The following is a 14,591-nucleotide window of genomic DNA, read 5'->3' on the forward strand; positions in this document are numbered from 1 at the left end:
ACGGAAATAATTAATTCTCAATTAACTCAATATCCATCGTTTTAATCAATCCGTCTTGAAAAGTATAAATATGCTTTACAAATCCGTCAAACATCAAATTACCTTGAAGATCCTTTACAGTTTGGCGAACTTTTACTTCTAAACTTCCATTTTCTCTTTCATCAAAACCAACTGGCAAAACTTTCGGATTAATTTCTGTCCATTGTCTTGTCCAATATTCTCGAATTTCATCATGACCACTAATATAACACCTTCCCAAGCTTTTGACCATTGTACATCATCTTGCATTGTAGATAAACAATTAGCTATATTTCTTTCGTTAAAAGCATTGTAAGCCTTTTCTATTATTGGTTCAAATTGATTTGACATATTTAATTGTTTTTTAATTAGTTCTATAAAAGTAGCACAGAAACAATAACTTTTTAATACAAATCTCAATAAATATCAAAACTCTAAAAACCAAGTTCAAATATTATCAAATTTTTAATTTTCTCAGTTTTTAGAAAAAAATTAAGAAACCTTACTTTTCAAATTACTATATTTGGCGCACTTTAAACAAATATATTCCCTCCTTTTAAGGAACAAAATTATATAATCTGCTGTACTGTAAATGAAACCTGCAAAGTTCATATATGTCGTTTTACTATCGTTGCTTTCTTTTTTTAGAGGCACCGAAACGTATCAGCCGATTTTAAGCACTAGCAGTTGCATTACCTTAGACAGTGTTGCGGCAGACGACACGCAGATTTTTTCTTCTGACTTTTCTTCTTCTAAAAATCTAGAAGTTCATTATAAGCTCAAAAAGAAAATGAAATGCAGAGCGACTACTTTAGAACAAAGTACGATCAAAGCTCCTTATTTCAGTAATTTAGTCAACTTCAAGCTTTATAAAGAAAGCTTAATCTATGGTATCGCTTCAATATACCATATTGAAAGACATCCCCACTTACATTTGTACCAGTTATTCTAGACTGATGTATTTCGTTGTTTTTATATTCTAGTATTCTAGAAAAATACCTCATTTACATATGTGATTGAGCAGACTATTGCTATAAAAACACCTCTAAAAGGTACTTTTCCAACAGAGAAGCATCCGAATCCATTTTTATTTTCTGTTTCGATTTTTATCGAATACAAAATCCAAATTCAGACTCCCGATATTTTAATATCAAGGGAGCACATCTATTTATTCAAAAATTTAAACCTAATGATGAGCATTTATAAAAATCCATTTCTTTTATGCACCTTGGCTTTATTCGTTTTAGTCTCGTGCGGAGATAAATCTAAAAAAGATTCTAACAACATAAAAACGTTTCCTGTTTATAAGGTTACTTTAAAAGACACTATAGTTTCGAGCAAATTTGTTGCCGATGTACATGCTAAAAACAATGTAGAAATTCACGTTCGTATTCCAGGTTTATTAGACAAAGTTTACGTTAGCGAAGGACAAAAAGTAAAAAAAGGGCAAATTCTTTTTAAAATAAGCGATGTTGAACTTCAGATTCAACTTCTAAAAGCCGAAGCCGTTTACAAAAGCGCAAAAGCCGATTTAAGAATTGCAACTGTAGAACTGGAACAGGCGCAAACCCTTTTCAATAAAAAAGTAATTGCAGATAAAGAATTAGAATTATCTAAAGCAAAAAATGATGCCGCTTCTGCAAAATTGGCTCATGCTGCTGCAGAAAGAAAAGCAATCAACCAACAGATTAGCTTTACCACAATCCGCGCACCATTTGACGGAACAGTTGACCGTATTCCGTTTAAGGAAGGAAGTTTAGTAGAAAATGGTTCATTACTTACAACTGTTTCTCAATTAGACGATGTTTATGCTTACTTCTCAATTCCTGAGAATACCTATTTCCAAATGATGGAAGACAAAGCTTTAAACACGCAAGGCGATATTAGATTGGTGTTGCCAAACGGACAAGTTTACGATCAAAAAGGAGAATTAAGAACTGCTGATGGAGATATCGACAGACAAACAGGTTCTATTCAATACAAAGCAAAATTTCACAATCCGCAAGGATTTATCAAGCACGGAACTTCTGGCAAACTGATTATTTCGGAGCCAAAAACCAATGCAATTTTAATTCCGCAGAAAGCTGTTTTTTCTATTCAGGACAAACAATACGTTTTCCGCGTGAACAAAGATGGAGTAGTTAAAATGACGAATGTTACTATTGAAACGACTCTAGATGATGTGTATATCTTAAATGATGGTCTAAAAAGCGATGACCTGATTGTACAGGAAGGTACACAATCATTGAGAGACGGCGATAAAATCAACATGAAACAAATGTAGATTATCGATCTGTAAAACAGTTATTTAATTATTTATCTAAAACATTTAAAATGATAGAGTTATTTATCAGGAGGAAAATATTGTCATTAATCATCTCGGTTATGATAGTCCTTCTGGGATTGCTGGCGTTGTTTCAGCTTCCTATTACCCAATTTCCAGACATTGTACCACCGTCTGTAACCGTTACAGCAAAATATACAGGAGCAAACGCAGAGGTTTCGGCCAATGCAGTCGCCCTTCCGTTAGAAAGAGCCATCAATGGTGTGCCCGGAATGACGTATATGTCAACCGTAACTTCTAATGATGGTTTGACTTTAATTCAGGTTTTCTTTGAAGTAGGAACCGATCCCGATCTGGCTGCGGTAAACGTGCAGAACAGGGTTACCACAATTTTGGATGAACTTCCAGAAGAGGTAATTCGTGCCGGAGTTACAACCGAAAAAGAGGTAAACAGTATGTTGATGTACTTGAACATTACAAGTACCGACAAAACTCAAGATGAGCAGTTTATCTTCAACTTCACCGATATTAACATTCTTCAGGAATTAAAACGTATTGATGGTGTTGGACGTGCCGAAATCATGGGGCAGAAAGAATATTCGATGCGTGTCTGGCTAGATCCAGAAAAGATGCTTTCGTATAATATTTCGGCAAATGAAGTTATCAATTCACTTCAAAAACAAAACATTTCTGCCGCGCCAGGTAAAGTGGGTGAAGGTTCAGGACAAATGAACAATCAATTACAATACGTAATTAAATACGGAGGAAAATTCTTCGAGCCAAAACAATATGAAGAAATTCCGTTAAGAGCCAATTCAGACGGAACTATTTTAAGATTAAAAGACATTTCGAAAATCGAATTTGGTGCCATGAGTTACGGAATGGTTTCTAAAACCGATGGAAAACCTTCTGCATCAATCATGCTAAAACAGCGTCCGGGTTCTAATGCGTCTGAAGTTATTGCCAGCGTAAAAGAAAAAATGACCGAATTAAAAGGTTCTTCTTTTCCTCCTGGAATGGAATTCAACATTGCTTATGACGTATCTCGCTTCCTTGATGCTTCTATCCATGAGGTATTGAGAACTTTGGTTGAAGCCTTTCTTTTAGTGGCTTTTGTGGTTTTCCTTTTCCTTCAAGATTGGAGATCGACTTTAATTCCAGTATTGGCAGTTCCTGTTGCCCTTATTGGTTCGTTTACCTTTATGTCGATGATGGGATTCTCAATTAACTTATTAACGCTTTTCGCATTAGTACTTTCTATCGGAATCGTGGTCGATAATGCCATTGTCGTCGTCGAAGCCGTTCACGTAAAAATTTCCGAAGAACATATGTCGCCAATGGAAGCTACCATTAGCGCCATGAAAGAAATTACAGGTGCCGTTATTGCAATTACGATTGTAATGGCCGCCGTATTTATTCCCGTTGCATTCTTGAGCGGTCCAGTCGGGGTTTTCTACAGGCAGTTCTCATTGACAATGGCAATAAGTATCGTAATTTCTGGTATTAACGCACTTACCCTTACTCCTGCCCTTTGTGCTATTATGCTAAAAGCGCATGATCCTAACAAAGAGAAAAAATCGCTTTTAGATCGTTTCTTCCACAGATTCAACCATTGGTTTGATAATATTACTTCAAAATACATCAAAGTATTAGTAAAATTTGCTGATCGCAGCACTGTAACCATTGGACTATTAGTATTGTTTTGCATATTAACATGGGGAACAACCAAGTTTTTAGCGTCAGGATTTATCCCGACAGAAGATCAGGGAATGGTTTACGTAAGTGTTACAACGCCACAAGGAGCAACAGTAGAACGTACTGAAAAAGCTTTAGACGAAGTAACTAAAATTGCTCAAGGAATTAAAGGTGTCGACAACGTAACGACTCTTGCGGGATACAGTATTGTAACTGAAATTGCAGGAGCTTCATACGGAATGGGAATGATCAATTTGAAAGACTGGAGCGAACGTGATATTTCGGTTACCCAATTTATGGCGGAACTTACAGAAAAAACCAAAAACATTACCGACGCACAAATCGAAATTTTTGCACCGCCAACCGTTCCTGGTTTTGGTAACACGAGTGGTTTTGAGCTTCGTTTGCTGGATAAATCTGGAGGAAGTATTACCAATACGGATAAAGTAACCAAAGAATTTATTAAAGAACTAAATGCTTCGCCAGAAATTCAGAACTCTTTCTCGAGTTTTGATGCCACTTTTCCGCAGTATTTAATTCATATTGATTATGATCTTGTCGCCAAAAAAGGAATTTCTGTAGACAATGCTATGTCGACTTTGCAAACCATGTTAGGTTCATTTTATGCAACCAACTTTATCCGTTTCTCTCAAATGTATAAAGTAATGGTTCAGGCGAGTCCGCAGTTCCGTCAAAATCCAGAAAGTATTTTGGATATGTATTTGAAGAATGAAGCAGGCGAAATGGTTCCGTTTTCAACTTTCATCAAATTAGAAAGAGTTTACGGCCCTGAGGTCTTAACACGTTATAATATGTACATGTCAGCCATGATTAACGGTGAACCAGCGGAAGGTTACAGCTCTGGAGATGCCATTGCCGCTGTTGAAAAAATTGCGGCAGAAAAATTGCCAAGCCGTTTCGAATTGGAATGGTCTGGTATGACACGTGAAGAGATTTTATCAGGAAATCAAACCATATACATTTTTGCGCTTTGTATACTTTTTGTATACTTATTATTGGCCGCGCAATACGAAAGTTTATTGCTTCCGTTCCCAGTATTATTAAGTCTTCCCGTAGGAGTTTTCGGTTCTTACATCGCACTTGTAATGGTTGGACTGGACAATAACATCTATGCCCAAGTAGCACTCGTCATGCTGATTGGTCTGCTCGCCAAGAACGCCATTCTGATTGTAGAGTTTGCGATGGCACAAAATAAGCTCGGACGAGATATTGTCGAAGCGGCAATTGAAGGAGCTAGACTTCGTTTCCGTCCAATTTTGATGACCTCATTTGCTTTTATTTCAGGATTGATTCCGCTGTGTATCGCTTCTGGTGCGGGTGCAATTGGTAACCGTTCGATTGGTACAGCAGCTGCGGGAGGAATGTTAATCGGAACTGTATTTGGTCTTTTAATTATTCCGGGACTTTATATCCTGTTTGCGAAATTGGAAAAACGAATGAGTAAGTCAAACAATTAATTCGTTGAGCAAAATAGATTAAATAAATCTAATTTGATCTGCAACAATCTTTTAAAATCTGCGTGAAATATTTTTTACCCATAGTTTTTTTCACGCAGATTAATACAGATTAATACAGATTAAAGCAGATTTAAACAGATTAATCTAAGCTAATGAATACGATTAAAAAATGCTTGGCAGATTGAACAAATAAAATTAAACAATGAAAGAGATATTAAATCAATATAAAAATGCTGATGTGCAGTTTCTAAGGACAACCAAAAGTGCCGTTGTAATAACCGGAATTTTACTTTTGACAGCTTGCTCTGCGCCAAAAGTCAGCACTAAACTAGACGCTGCAAAGCTTCCAGAAAATTTTGATGCACAAAGAAAAGAAGCATCAAACGAGACTTTTATTCCATTAAAAACAGAAACCTTTTTTAAAGACCCGAAATTAGAAGCTTTATTAAAGAAAGCCATTGCCAAGAATCCTGATTATTTAATCATGCAGGAAAGAATCCTGATTGCCAATTCGCATTTAAAAGTGGCAAAACTGGCACTTCTTCCCTCTTTAGATTTTGTTGCCGATGCTTCTGGAACACATTACGGAAAATATACAATGGATGGAGTTGGTAACTTTGATACTAACTTTTCTCAGAATATTAGCGAAAAACAAAGAATCAACGAAGATGTAACTCCGAACCTATTTTTAGGTGCGAAAGTTTCCTGGGAAGCTGATATCTGGGGAAAACTTAGCAATCGTAAAAAAGCGAGACAACAGCGATTTTTTGCTTCTCAGCAAGGAATGCGATTGTTGCAAACACGCCTTTTAAGCGATGTTGCTGACTTATATTTTAAGCTGATTGCATTAGACAAACAAAAGTCGATTTATGATAACAACTTGAAAACACAGGAAAGAGCTCTTGATATTGTATCGGCACAAAGATCTGTCGGAAAAGCTACAGAATTGGCTGTACAGCAATTTAATGCGCAAAACAATAACATTCATGCAGAAGCTTCAGAATTGCATTTAAGCATTGATCAGACAGAGAAAGCTTTATTGACTCTTTTGGGGGAATATGGCGGAAAAATTGACCGAAGCAGTGACTTTCTAGCTGGTCATTTAGAAGTTTTAAACCAAAAAATAAGCGTAGATTCTATCATTCATAAAAGACCTGACGTATCTGAGGCTTACTTTGAATTGCTTGCTAGCAATGCTGATGCTAAATCGGCTCGCGCTGCCTTTTTCCCAACGGTAAATCTGGGCGGTTATGCAGGTTTCAACTCGTTTTCATTCAACACTCTTTTTGACGCTGGTTCTTTTGCTTGGCAGTTATTGGGAGGTTTGACAGCTCCCGTTTTCAATAAAGGACAGATCAAACAGGAATTTTATGTTTCGAACAGAAGACAGGAAATCTCATTCCTTCAATATCAAAACGCAGTGACGACAGCGTTCAATGAATTAAGTGCTTTGCTGCATCGAAACGAAGCTTATGAAGATGTTTTAAAATATAAATTGAACGAAATTGATCATCTCGAAATTGCCGTAAATGTCTCAAACGATTTGTATTTGAGCGGTTATGCCAATTATCTGGAAATCATAAACGCACAAAAAAATAAATTGCAGGCCGAATTGGATTTTGTAGATATCCAACTTCGAAATGCAAACTCACAAGTATTGCTGTACAAAGCTTTAGGCGGAGGAATAAATTAGTTTATATGTTGGTCAAAAATGGCTTCTGTTTATAATAGCTCATCGCAGAGGTTGTTTTTAAGTCCCGTTTCTATTTTGAAACGGGATTTTTTTTATAAAACCAACACTCATTTTACCGTTTACTTTTTACCTTTATTCCAAAATACTAAAATTCCGTTGATGGATATTTCCAAAATTCTCGATTACATACACGAACTTCCTGAGCAATCTAAGCTCGCTTTGCAAAACAATGTCACCGAAATTGCTTTTGCTAAAGGGCATATTTTGCTAAAAGCCAATAAAGTAGAATCTAATATTTATTTTATAAAGAAAGGATTGGTGCGAGCTTATGTAGAAAGAGATAATGAAGTCACTTTTTGGTTTGGAAAAGAAGGTGAAACCATTATTTCGATGAAAAGTTATGTGGAAGATCAGCCTGGTTATGAAACCATCGAACTTTTGGAAGACTGCGAATTGTACGAACTCAAAACAGAAAATCTAAGAAAACTCTTTAATGAAGATGTTCACATCGCCAATTGGGGACGAAAATTTGCAGAAAAAGAACTAATCAAAACCGAAGAACGTTTGATCTCTAAACAATTCAAAAATGCATCTGAACGTTATTTGGAATTAATGAAAGATCATCCCGAACTCTTGCAAAGGGTTCAACTAGGACATATTGCTTCCTATTTAGGAATTACACAAGTCAGTTTAAGCAGAATACGTGCAGAAATAAAATAACCTTTTAGGAGATTTTTTTTTAAACTCTCCATTTAAATCTGCTTTAATCTGTGTAAATCTGCGTGAAAAAATCATATGCAAAAAGTATTTCACGCAGATTACAAAAGATTTTAGCAGATCAAATTAGATTTTAATTGTTCAGCAAAACAGATTAAAATAACTTCATTTTTTATCATTTGTTAATTTTTTTCTGATTTCCATAAAAGAACTTTGCATCACAAAATTTTAACTATATGAACTGGATTATTTTAATCATCGCGGGTCTATTTGAAGTAGCCTTCGCATCATGTCTTGGAAAAGCAAAAGCAACTACTGGAACTGAAATGTATTATTGGTATATTGGTTTCTTTATTTCATTAACTGTAAGTATGCTTTTATTAATGAAAGCTACAGAAACCCTTCCGCTGGGAACCGCTTATGCTGTATGGACAGGAATTGGAGCTGTTGGAACGGTTCTAGTGGGTATCTTTGTTTTTAAAGAACCTGCGGCGTTCTGGAGATTGTTTTTCTTGGCTACTTTAGTTGGTTCTATTGTTGGTTTAAAGGCAGTTTCTCACTAAAAATATATTTTACAATTATACTCAACTTTGTCAAAGTTTCGAACTTTGACAAAGTTTTTTTGTTTTTAAACACATCGCATTTTCCACAATCTTGTCATTCTGAGGAACGAAGAATCACACGCGGGATTCGATAAAGATTGGAGAAATTCGGTACGGAGTTTCTAGTGTGATTCTTCGTTCCTCAGAATGACAAACTGTTGGCAGAACTTTGTCAAAGTTTAAAACTTTGACAAAGTTAATCCTTGAAACAACTAATGCAATTTCAGCATCACATGATAAAAAAATAGCATTTTTAATCATTATTCTCTCCTTTATCTTTGCCAAAAATTAAAGCCTAAAATAAAAAATGACATTCAGCCATTCCATTAAATCTTTTGACGAGTTAACCAATCACGAAATGTACAACATGCTTCGGTTAAGAAGTGACGTTTTTGTAGTCGAACAAAACTGCCCTTATCTCGATTTAGATAATAAAGACCAGAAAGGTTTTCATTTATTGTATTATGTCGATAACGAATTGGCAGGTGTGACGCGCTTACTTCCAAAAGGAATATCGTATGATGAAGTTTCAATTGGAAGAGTTGTAATTGCCAAATCGCATCGCGGATTAGGTTTAGGAGCAAAACTAATGGAAGCTTCGATTGCGGGTTGCGAAGAGAAATTCGGAAAAGGTCCAATTAGAATTAGTGCGCAATACCATTTATCCAAATTTTATCAATCTTTAGGATTTGCAGAACAAGGAGAAGTGTATGATGAAGACGGAATTCCGCATATCGGAATGCTAAGAGCTTAACGATTTACGGAATAATCAATTTCAAAACATTGGCCAGTACCGGATTATGATCTTCGGTTCTCCAATTGACATAAAGATCAGTTTCTAGAGGCAATTTTATAAATCGGATTCCAGGGATTTCATGAAAGACATACGAATCGGGTAAAATCGCGATTCCAAGGCCTTTTCGAACCAAAGCAATTATCGAAGAACCAAATTCAGACTGAAGATAGGCTTCTGGCGCGTTATCCAAAGAATTGAATAATCTCTGAATAAGGTCGCTATAACTGCTGCCTTCGTCATTGGTTGGCAAAATAAACTTTTGAGACGCAAGGGTTTCTTTAGTAAAATCCTCTGGCGTTTGATATGGATGATCTTCTGGAACAACAACTGCTAAGTGATCGGTGTAGATTTTTTGAGATTGAATATCTTTTGAATTATTAATATCTCTGGTAATCGCCAGATCTATTTTATAATTTCGCAGAAAATCCTGCTGATTCTCGTACAGCACCTGAACCAGTTTGATTTTTAGTTTTGGAAAAGCTTCTGAAATACGCGACAAAATTTCGGGCATAAGAGAAGCCGAAATAGAATCGGGATGAGAAATGGTAATCGTACCGCTCTCGCCTAGCTGAATCTGGCGGGCAGATTGATGAATAAACTCTAGTTTACTCAATTCAACCTCCCATTTTTCTTTTAAGAATTGGCCAGCAGCAGTAAGTTTAACGTTGCGTTTATTGCGCTCAAACAACTGAACGCCAAGTTGATTCTCAAGAGACTGAATTTGACGGCTAAGTGCCGATTGTGTAATATTCATCTTTCCGGCGGTGTTCCAGAAATGAAGTTCTCGCGAAAGAGCCAAAAAATATTTAATCTGCTGTAAATCCATTTATGCAATTTACGCATTTATCAGAAACAAAAAATAGCTTTTAACGCATTAAAGAAACAAAAATGAATACGCTAAAAATAACCAAAGCCACAGCTGAAGATGCTTTAAAATTGCAATCCATTGGCAGGCAAACCTTTTCTGAAACCTTCGCCGATGTCAACAGCGAAGAAAACATGAAAAAATATCTGGACGAAAGCTTCGCTACAGCAAAACTGACAGCAGAATTAAACAATCTTTCATCGTATTTCTATTTAGCTGTTTTAAATGAAAAAATAGTCGGTTACTTAAAATTGAATACAACTGATGCACAAACCGAAAAAGAAGATTTAAACGCCTTAGAAATAGAACGTATTTATGTAGCAAAGGAATTCCACGGCAAAAAAGTCGCGCAGGCACTATACGCTCAAGCAGAAGAAATTGCCCAAGAAATAAAAGCTACTTACATGTGGTTGGGTGTTTGGGAAAAGAATTTTAGAGCAGTAAGTTTCTACACTAAAAACGGTTTCGTACAATTTGACACCCATATTTTTAGATTAGGCAACGACGAGCAAACCGATTTAATGATGAAAAAAGTATTGATTTAAAATGGAAAGAAGACAGCTTTTATTGTTTTTATTAATTCTTGGCACTGCCTTTTGGGGAGTATCTTACTCTGTTACCAAAATGGCAATTGGCCACTATTCGCTAAACGTATTTTTATTCTATCGTTTCCTGCTGGCTGTTGTGGTATTGAGTATTATTTTTTGGAAATATGTCAAAGATATTAATCGAGAAGCTATTAAAACAGGTTTTTTGCTTGCTGTGCCGATGTTTTTAGGCATTCAGCTTCAAACTGTTGGACTTAAATATACAGATGCTTCTCAATGCTCTTTTATTGCTGGATTAACCGTTATTATTATTCCGTTATTAAAACTGGCAATTTATAAAACCAACGCTTCACTAAAAATCTGGATTGCCGCTTTGACGGCTTTAACTGGGTTATTTATTATTGCCATTCAGGATAAGTTCACCATAAACTTTGGAGACTTATTTACCATTGCGGGAGCCTTTGCTTTTGCAGTTTATTTAATTGCTGTTGAAAAACATTCGGCCACCAAAAATCTTTTGTATTCTATTGTGCCAATGTTTGCGTTTTGTGCGCTTTTTACTTTTTTTATAGCGATAACAGACAGTACATCAGAATGGTTGCCTCAAAATAATACGTTTTGGATGGGCGTAATTTACTGTGCTTTGTTTTCTACCGCTTTTATGTATACGGTTTCAAACATTTCTCAACGCTATTTATCGGCAGAACGTGTAGCAGTAATTTATTTGTTTGAGCCTGTTTTTGGTGCAATTGGAGCTTTTTTTATTTTGGGAGAAAACCTTTCATGGCGTTTACTTTTGGGCGGAACTTTGATTTTTTCTGCCACTATTATTTCTGAAGTCAATTTTAAAAGTGAAAGATTAAAGCTGTTGATTAGAAAAAACTAATATTCTTATTGGTTTTAACACAAACATAGCTTACTAGAGTTTCTAAATCTCTATGAACATTACACAAAGTAACCACAATCATTGTCATTTCGACGAAGGAGAAATCTCCACAAGTAACTCCGTACCGAAATTCCAATCTTTGTCGAGCTTCTCATGGAGATTTGCTTCGCCTGTTCGCTATCGCTCGGGTCTCCTTCGTCGAAATGACAAAAATGCGTAAACCAACTTTAGACTATATCTATCAATCCTCAATCAAAGAAATCTCAAAAGTCGTTTTTCCATTTTCGGTTTTATGCGAAATATAACCGCCGTGTGCTTCAATAATATTTTTAGATAAAGTCAATCCAATTCCCGCTCCTTCTGTTCGGGTGGTGAAAAACGGAAGGAATATTTTGTCCTCAATTTCTTTTTCGATTCCTTTTCCGGAGTCCGAAACTTTTATAAAAATGCGATTGTTTTTGGCTTCCGCCGAAATCGAAATTTGCTTTGGATTACTGTTTTCTAAAGCATTAATCGAATTGGTCAATAAATTAATCAATACTTGTTCTATCTGTTGCGAATCTATATTTATTAGATAATTTTGAGTAACGGAATTGGTAACTTCAATATTATTTTTCCTAAACAACGGATTCATAACCTGAATACAGTTTTCAGTTATGTGCTGCAGTGAAGTTTTTTCTTTTTTAGGCGAAGGAAGCATAGCCAATTTTCTGTACCCTTCAACAAATTTCTGCAAATGATCGCTTCGTCTCAGCATTGTATGAACGCTATGTTTGATATCTTCTAAGTCTTCTGTCGAAAGCGAATCTTGTTCTACTAAATCTTCTAAATTCTGGCAAATCGAACGAATTGGCGTGATGGAATTTAGCAATTCATGCGAAATCACTTTCATCAAATTAATCCACGCATCTTTTTCTTTCTTTTCTACTACATTCTGAATAGAATCTAATAGAACAATAAAGTAATCCTGCCCAAAAATTTCGGTTCGTGAAGCCTGCAAAACAAACGTCTGTTTACTTTGTTCGTTTATACTAAGTTCGATTGAAGTTTTAATTTCATGAAAATCATCTTCTTCGATAATTTCACACAAAGATGGCAACTGATTTTTAAGATATTTCCATTTTGAAACTTTCGGAACATTAAAGTGACTCGAAAAATAATCGTTCATCAAAAAAATACTCCAATCGCTTTCTTGTTTCTGTAAAATAATAACACCCGATTCTATATTGTTTAAAATCGAACGGTAAATAATATCTCTCGTAACTTGCTCATTTTGTTTACTTTTTAAAGTTTCATACAAGGTAAAAAGCTCGTTATAAGTACTATTGAATTTATGTTTAGAAAAATCGGAACTAAAATCATCCTGCAATATCGAAGAAATGGTTTTATTATAAATCAAAACCATATTTCTAACATAAAAATACATTTCCCTCCCAAGCAGAAAAACCATGCAGAGACCAAAAACTCCCGTAAAAAGCAAACCAATTCTAAAGAAATACAGCGACAATTCGATTCCGATCACGATAAAAATTAATCGCAGAAAAAGGAGTTTGTAAGTTTGTAAAGTCCTTAGCATAATTAGTCGATATTGATATTAAATTTCTCCAAACGTCTGTACAGCGCGCCTCTTGACAATCCCAATTCTTCGGCAGTTTTACTGATATTGTTGTTGTTTTTAAGCAGTGCTTTTTCAACCGCTGCTTTTTCAACCGAAGAAAGCTGAATATCATCTGAGTTTTCTTCATAAGGCGTAATCGTTTCTAAATCCAGATCAGAAACCATTATGGTGTTGTTTTCACAGAGAATAACCGCACGTTCAATCTTATTTTCCATTTCACGAATGTTTCCGTTCCATGCGTGCTTTTCAATTTGTTCCAAAACTTTTTTATCAAAAGTGATTTTGTCCCGGTTATATTTTTCAATCATTTTATCCAAAAGATACTCGGCAAGTGGAATCTTATCTTCGTGTCTTTCTCTTAATGGAGGCAAAACAATTTCCATCGTATTGATGCGATAATACAAATCTTCACGGAAATTTTTATCAGCAACTTCTAGTTTTAAATTCAAATTGGTTGCTGTAATAATTCTAACGTTTAAAGGTCTTGCTTTAGTTTCTCCCAATCTTGTTACGGTTTTGGTCTGAATAACTTGCAAAAGTTTTGATTGTAAATGAAGCGGTACATTTCCTATTTCGTCTAAGAAAATAGTTCCGTTCTGCGCCATTTCAAAACGTCCCGCTGTATCGGTTTTAGCATCTGTAAAAGCGCCTTTGGCATAACCAAACAATTCGCTTTCGAAAATATTTGAATTCAAAGAGCCCAAATCAACAGCAATAAACGGCTGATTTTTTCTTTCGGATTGTGTATGAATATGATGCGCGAGAACAAATTTCCCTGTTCCGTTTTCACCCAAAATCAAAACATTGGCATCAGTTTTTGCGACTTTATCTGCTAAAGAATATGCCTTTTTTATAATCTCAGAACTTCCAACAAAAAAGTCTTCTTTTATCTCAACATCTTTGCTTTTCTTCTGTTCTTTTCGAGCTTTATCGACTGCTTGTTTTACCGATTCTAAAAGCTTTTTATTTTCCCAAGGTTTCAGAATATAATCAAAAGCACCCGATTTTAATCCTTCAACAGCGGTTTCTACTTTTCCGAAAGCCGTCATTAGAATTACCACCGTTTTAGGCGAAAGCGTTTTTATTTCTTTCAATAAATACAAACCTTCTCTTCCATCTTCAAAACCTAATCTGTAATTCATGTCTAACAGTACAACATCAATGGCATTTTTTGCCAATAATTCGACAATGTTTTTCGGGTTATTGAGTGTATAAATGTTTTCAAAATACTTTTTCAGGTAGACTTTTGATGCAAAAAGAATGTCTTCCTGATCGTCGATGATTAAAATAGATGCGTTGGTCTTTTTCATTATTGTTCAGTTTTGGACGAAAGGTGTCCACTTATGGACAGTTTAAATTTATTCAGAAAAATAATCCCTTAAAAACAAGGT

At 35.4% G+C, this 14,591-nt stretch carries 13 protein-coding genes; 9 read left to right on the forward strand and 4 right to left on the reverse strand.

From position 1 onward, the window contains the following. Positions 1-10 precede the first annotated feature (10 nt). Positions 11-271, reverse strand: a complete 261-nt coding sequence (locus P5P87_RS05755) for a hypothetical protein (RefSeq protein ID WP_278021878.1) — start codon at positions 269-271, stop codon at positions 11-13. 339 nt (positions 272-610) lie between these two features. Between P5P87_RS05755 and P5P87_RS05760 the strand changes: the two genes are divergently transcribed. From P5P87_RS05760 to P5P87_RS05790, 7 genes are all read left to right on the forward strand, one after another. Further along, a complete protein-coding gene (locus P5P87_RS05760; RefSeq protein ID WP_198855911.1) occupies positions 611-970 on the forward strand; it encodes a hypothetical protein in 360 nt (119 codons plus the stop codon). Positions 971-1,030: 60 nt separating this feature from the next. Next, a complete protein-coding gene (locus P5P87_RS05765; protein ID WP_278021879.1) occupies positions 1,031-2,302 on the forward strand; it encodes an efflux RND transporter periplasmic adaptor subunit in 1,272 nt (423 codons plus the stop codon). A gap of 50 nt (positions 2,303-2,352) precedes the next feature. Then, entirely contained in the window at positions 2,353-5,475 is a 3,123-nt protein-coding gene (locus P5P87_RS05770; protein ID WP_278021880.1) for an efflux RND transporter permease subunit, read from the forward strand. A 202-nt stretch (positions 5,476-5,677) separates the two neighbouring features. Then, positions 5,678-7,168 (forward strand): TolC family protein, encoded by a 1,491-nt coding sequence (locus P5P87_RS05775; protein WP_278021881.1) that lies wholly within the window; start codon positions 5,678-5,680, stop codon positions 7,166-7,168. 159 nt (positions 7,169-7,327) lie between these two features. After that, on the forward strand, positions 7,328-7,888 hold the full coding sequence (locus P5P87_RS05780) for a Crp/Fnr family transcriptional regulator (RefSeq protein WP_177209820.1): 561 nt from the start codon (positions 7,328-7,330) through the stop codon (positions 7,886-7,888). A 233-nt stretch (positions 7,889-8,121) separates the two neighbouring features. Next, positions 8,122-8,448 carry a DMT family transporter gene (locus P5P87_RS05785; RefSeq protein WP_026728926.1) on the forward strand — a complete coding sequence of 109 codons (327 nt, stop codon included), beginning with the start codon at positions 8,122-8,124 and terminating at the stop codon, positions 8,446-8,448. 346 nt (positions 8,449-8,794) lie between these two features. After that, entirely contained in the window at positions 8,795-9,241 is a 447-nt protein-coding gene (locus tag P5P87_RS05790; protein WP_278021882.1) for a GNAT family N-acetyltransferase, read from the forward strand. 4 nt (positions 9,242-9,245) lie between these two features. On the opposite strand, the gene P5P87_RS05795 is transcribed toward P5P87_RS05790, so the two are convergent. After that, positions 9,246-10,109, reverse strand: coding sequence for a LysR family transcriptional regulator (locus tag P5P87_RS05795; protein WP_278021883.1), 864 nt, complete (start codon positions 10,107-10,109; stop codon positions 9,246-9,248). 62 nt (positions 10,110-10,171) lie between these two features. On the opposite strand from P5P87_RS05795, the gene P5P87_RS05800 reads away from it, so the two are divergent. Beyond that, complete coding sequence (locus P5P87_RS05800; protein ID WP_278021884.1) at positions 10,172-10,693, forward strand: GNAT family N-acetyltransferase; 522 nt, start codon at positions 10,172-10,174, stop codon at positions 10,691-10,693. Position 10,694: 1 nt separating this feature from the next. Beyond that, a complete protein-coding gene (locus P5P87_RS05805) occupies positions 10,695-11,582 on the forward strand; it encodes a DMT family transporter (protein WP_278021885.1) in 888 nt (295 codons plus the stop codon). Between the two features lie 241 nt (positions 11,583-11,823). Here P5P87_RS05805 and P5P87_RS05810 read toward each other — a convergent pair whose 3' ends face one another. Together P5P87_RS05810 and P5P87_RS05815 are read right to left on the reverse strand one after the other, a co-directional pair. Further along, positions 11,824-13,158 carry a sensor histidine kinase gene (locus P5P87_RS05810; RefSeq protein WP_278021886.1) on the reverse strand — a complete coding sequence of 445 codons (1,335 nt, stop codon included), beginning with the start codon at positions 13,156-13,158 and terminating at the stop codon, positions 11,824-11,826. Positions 13,159-13,160: 2 nt separating this feature from the next. Further along, the gene (locus P5P87_RS05815) at positions 13,161-14,510 is read right to left on the reverse strand and encodes a sigma-54-dependent transcriptional regulator (RefSeq protein ID WP_278021887.1); all 1,350 of its coding nucleotides are present in this window, start codon (positions 14,508-14,510) and stop codon (positions 13,161-13,163) included. Between the last annotated feature and the right edge of the window lie 81 nt (positions 14,511-14,591).

The sequence above is a fragment of the Flavobacterium ginsengisoli genome (assembly GCF_029625315.1).
GTDB classification, from domain to species: Bacteria; Bacteroidota; Bacteroidia; order Flavobacteriales; family Flavobacteriaceae; genus Flavobacterium; species Flavobacterium ginsengisoli.

Excerpts from the sequence above, each read along its gene's own strand:
- P5P87_RS05800 (WP_278021884.1), top strand. The coding sequence starts at position 10,172 with ATGAATACGCTAAAAATAACCAAAGCCACAGCTGAAGATGCTTTAAAA.
- P5P87_RS05775 (WP_278021881.1), top strand. The coding sequence starts at position 5,678 with ATGAAAGAGATATTAAATCAATATAAAAATGCTGATGTGCAGTTTCTA.
- P5P87_RS05760 (WP_198855911.1), top strand. The coding sequence starts at position 611 with ATGAAACCTGCAAAGTTCATATATGTCGTTTTACTATCGTTGCTTTCT.
- P5P87_RS05755 (WP_278021878.1), bottom strand. The coding sequence starts at position 271 with ATGGTCAAAAGCTTGGGAAGGTGTTATATTAGTGGTCATGATGAAATT.
- P5P87_RS05810 (WP_278021886.1), bottom strand. The coding sequence starts at position 13,158 with ATGCTAAGGACTTTACAAACTTACAAACTCCTTTTTCTGCGATTAATT.
- P5P87_RS05815 (WP_278021887.1), bottom strand. The coding sequence starts at position 14,510 with ATGAAAAAGACCAACGCATCTATTTTAATCATCGACGATCAGGAAGAC.
- P5P87_RS05780 (WP_177209820.1), top strand. The coding sequence starts at position 7,328 with ATGGATATTTCCAAAATTCTCGATTACATACACGAACTTCCTGAGCAA.
- P5P87_RS05805 (WP_278021885.1), top strand. The coding sequence starts at position 10,695 with ATGGAAAGAAGACAGCTTTTATTGTTTTTATTAATTCTTGGCACTGCC.
- P5P87_RS05770 (WP_278021880.1), top strand. The coding sequence starts at position 2,353 with ATGATAGAGTTATTTATCAGGAGGAAAATATTGTCATTAATCATCTCG.
- P5P87_RS05785 (WP_026728926.1), top strand. The coding sequence starts at position 8,122 with ATGAACTGGATTATTTTAATCATCGCGGGTCTATTTGAAGTAGCCTTC.
- P5P87_RS05795 (WP_278021883.1), bottom strand. The coding sequence starts at position 10,109 with ATGGATTTACAGCAGATTAAATATTTTTTGGCTCTTTCGCGAGAACTT.
- P5P87_RS05790 (WP_278021882.1), top strand. The coding sequence starts at position 8,795 with ATGACATTCAGCCATTCCATTAAATCTTTTGACGAGTTAACCAATCAC.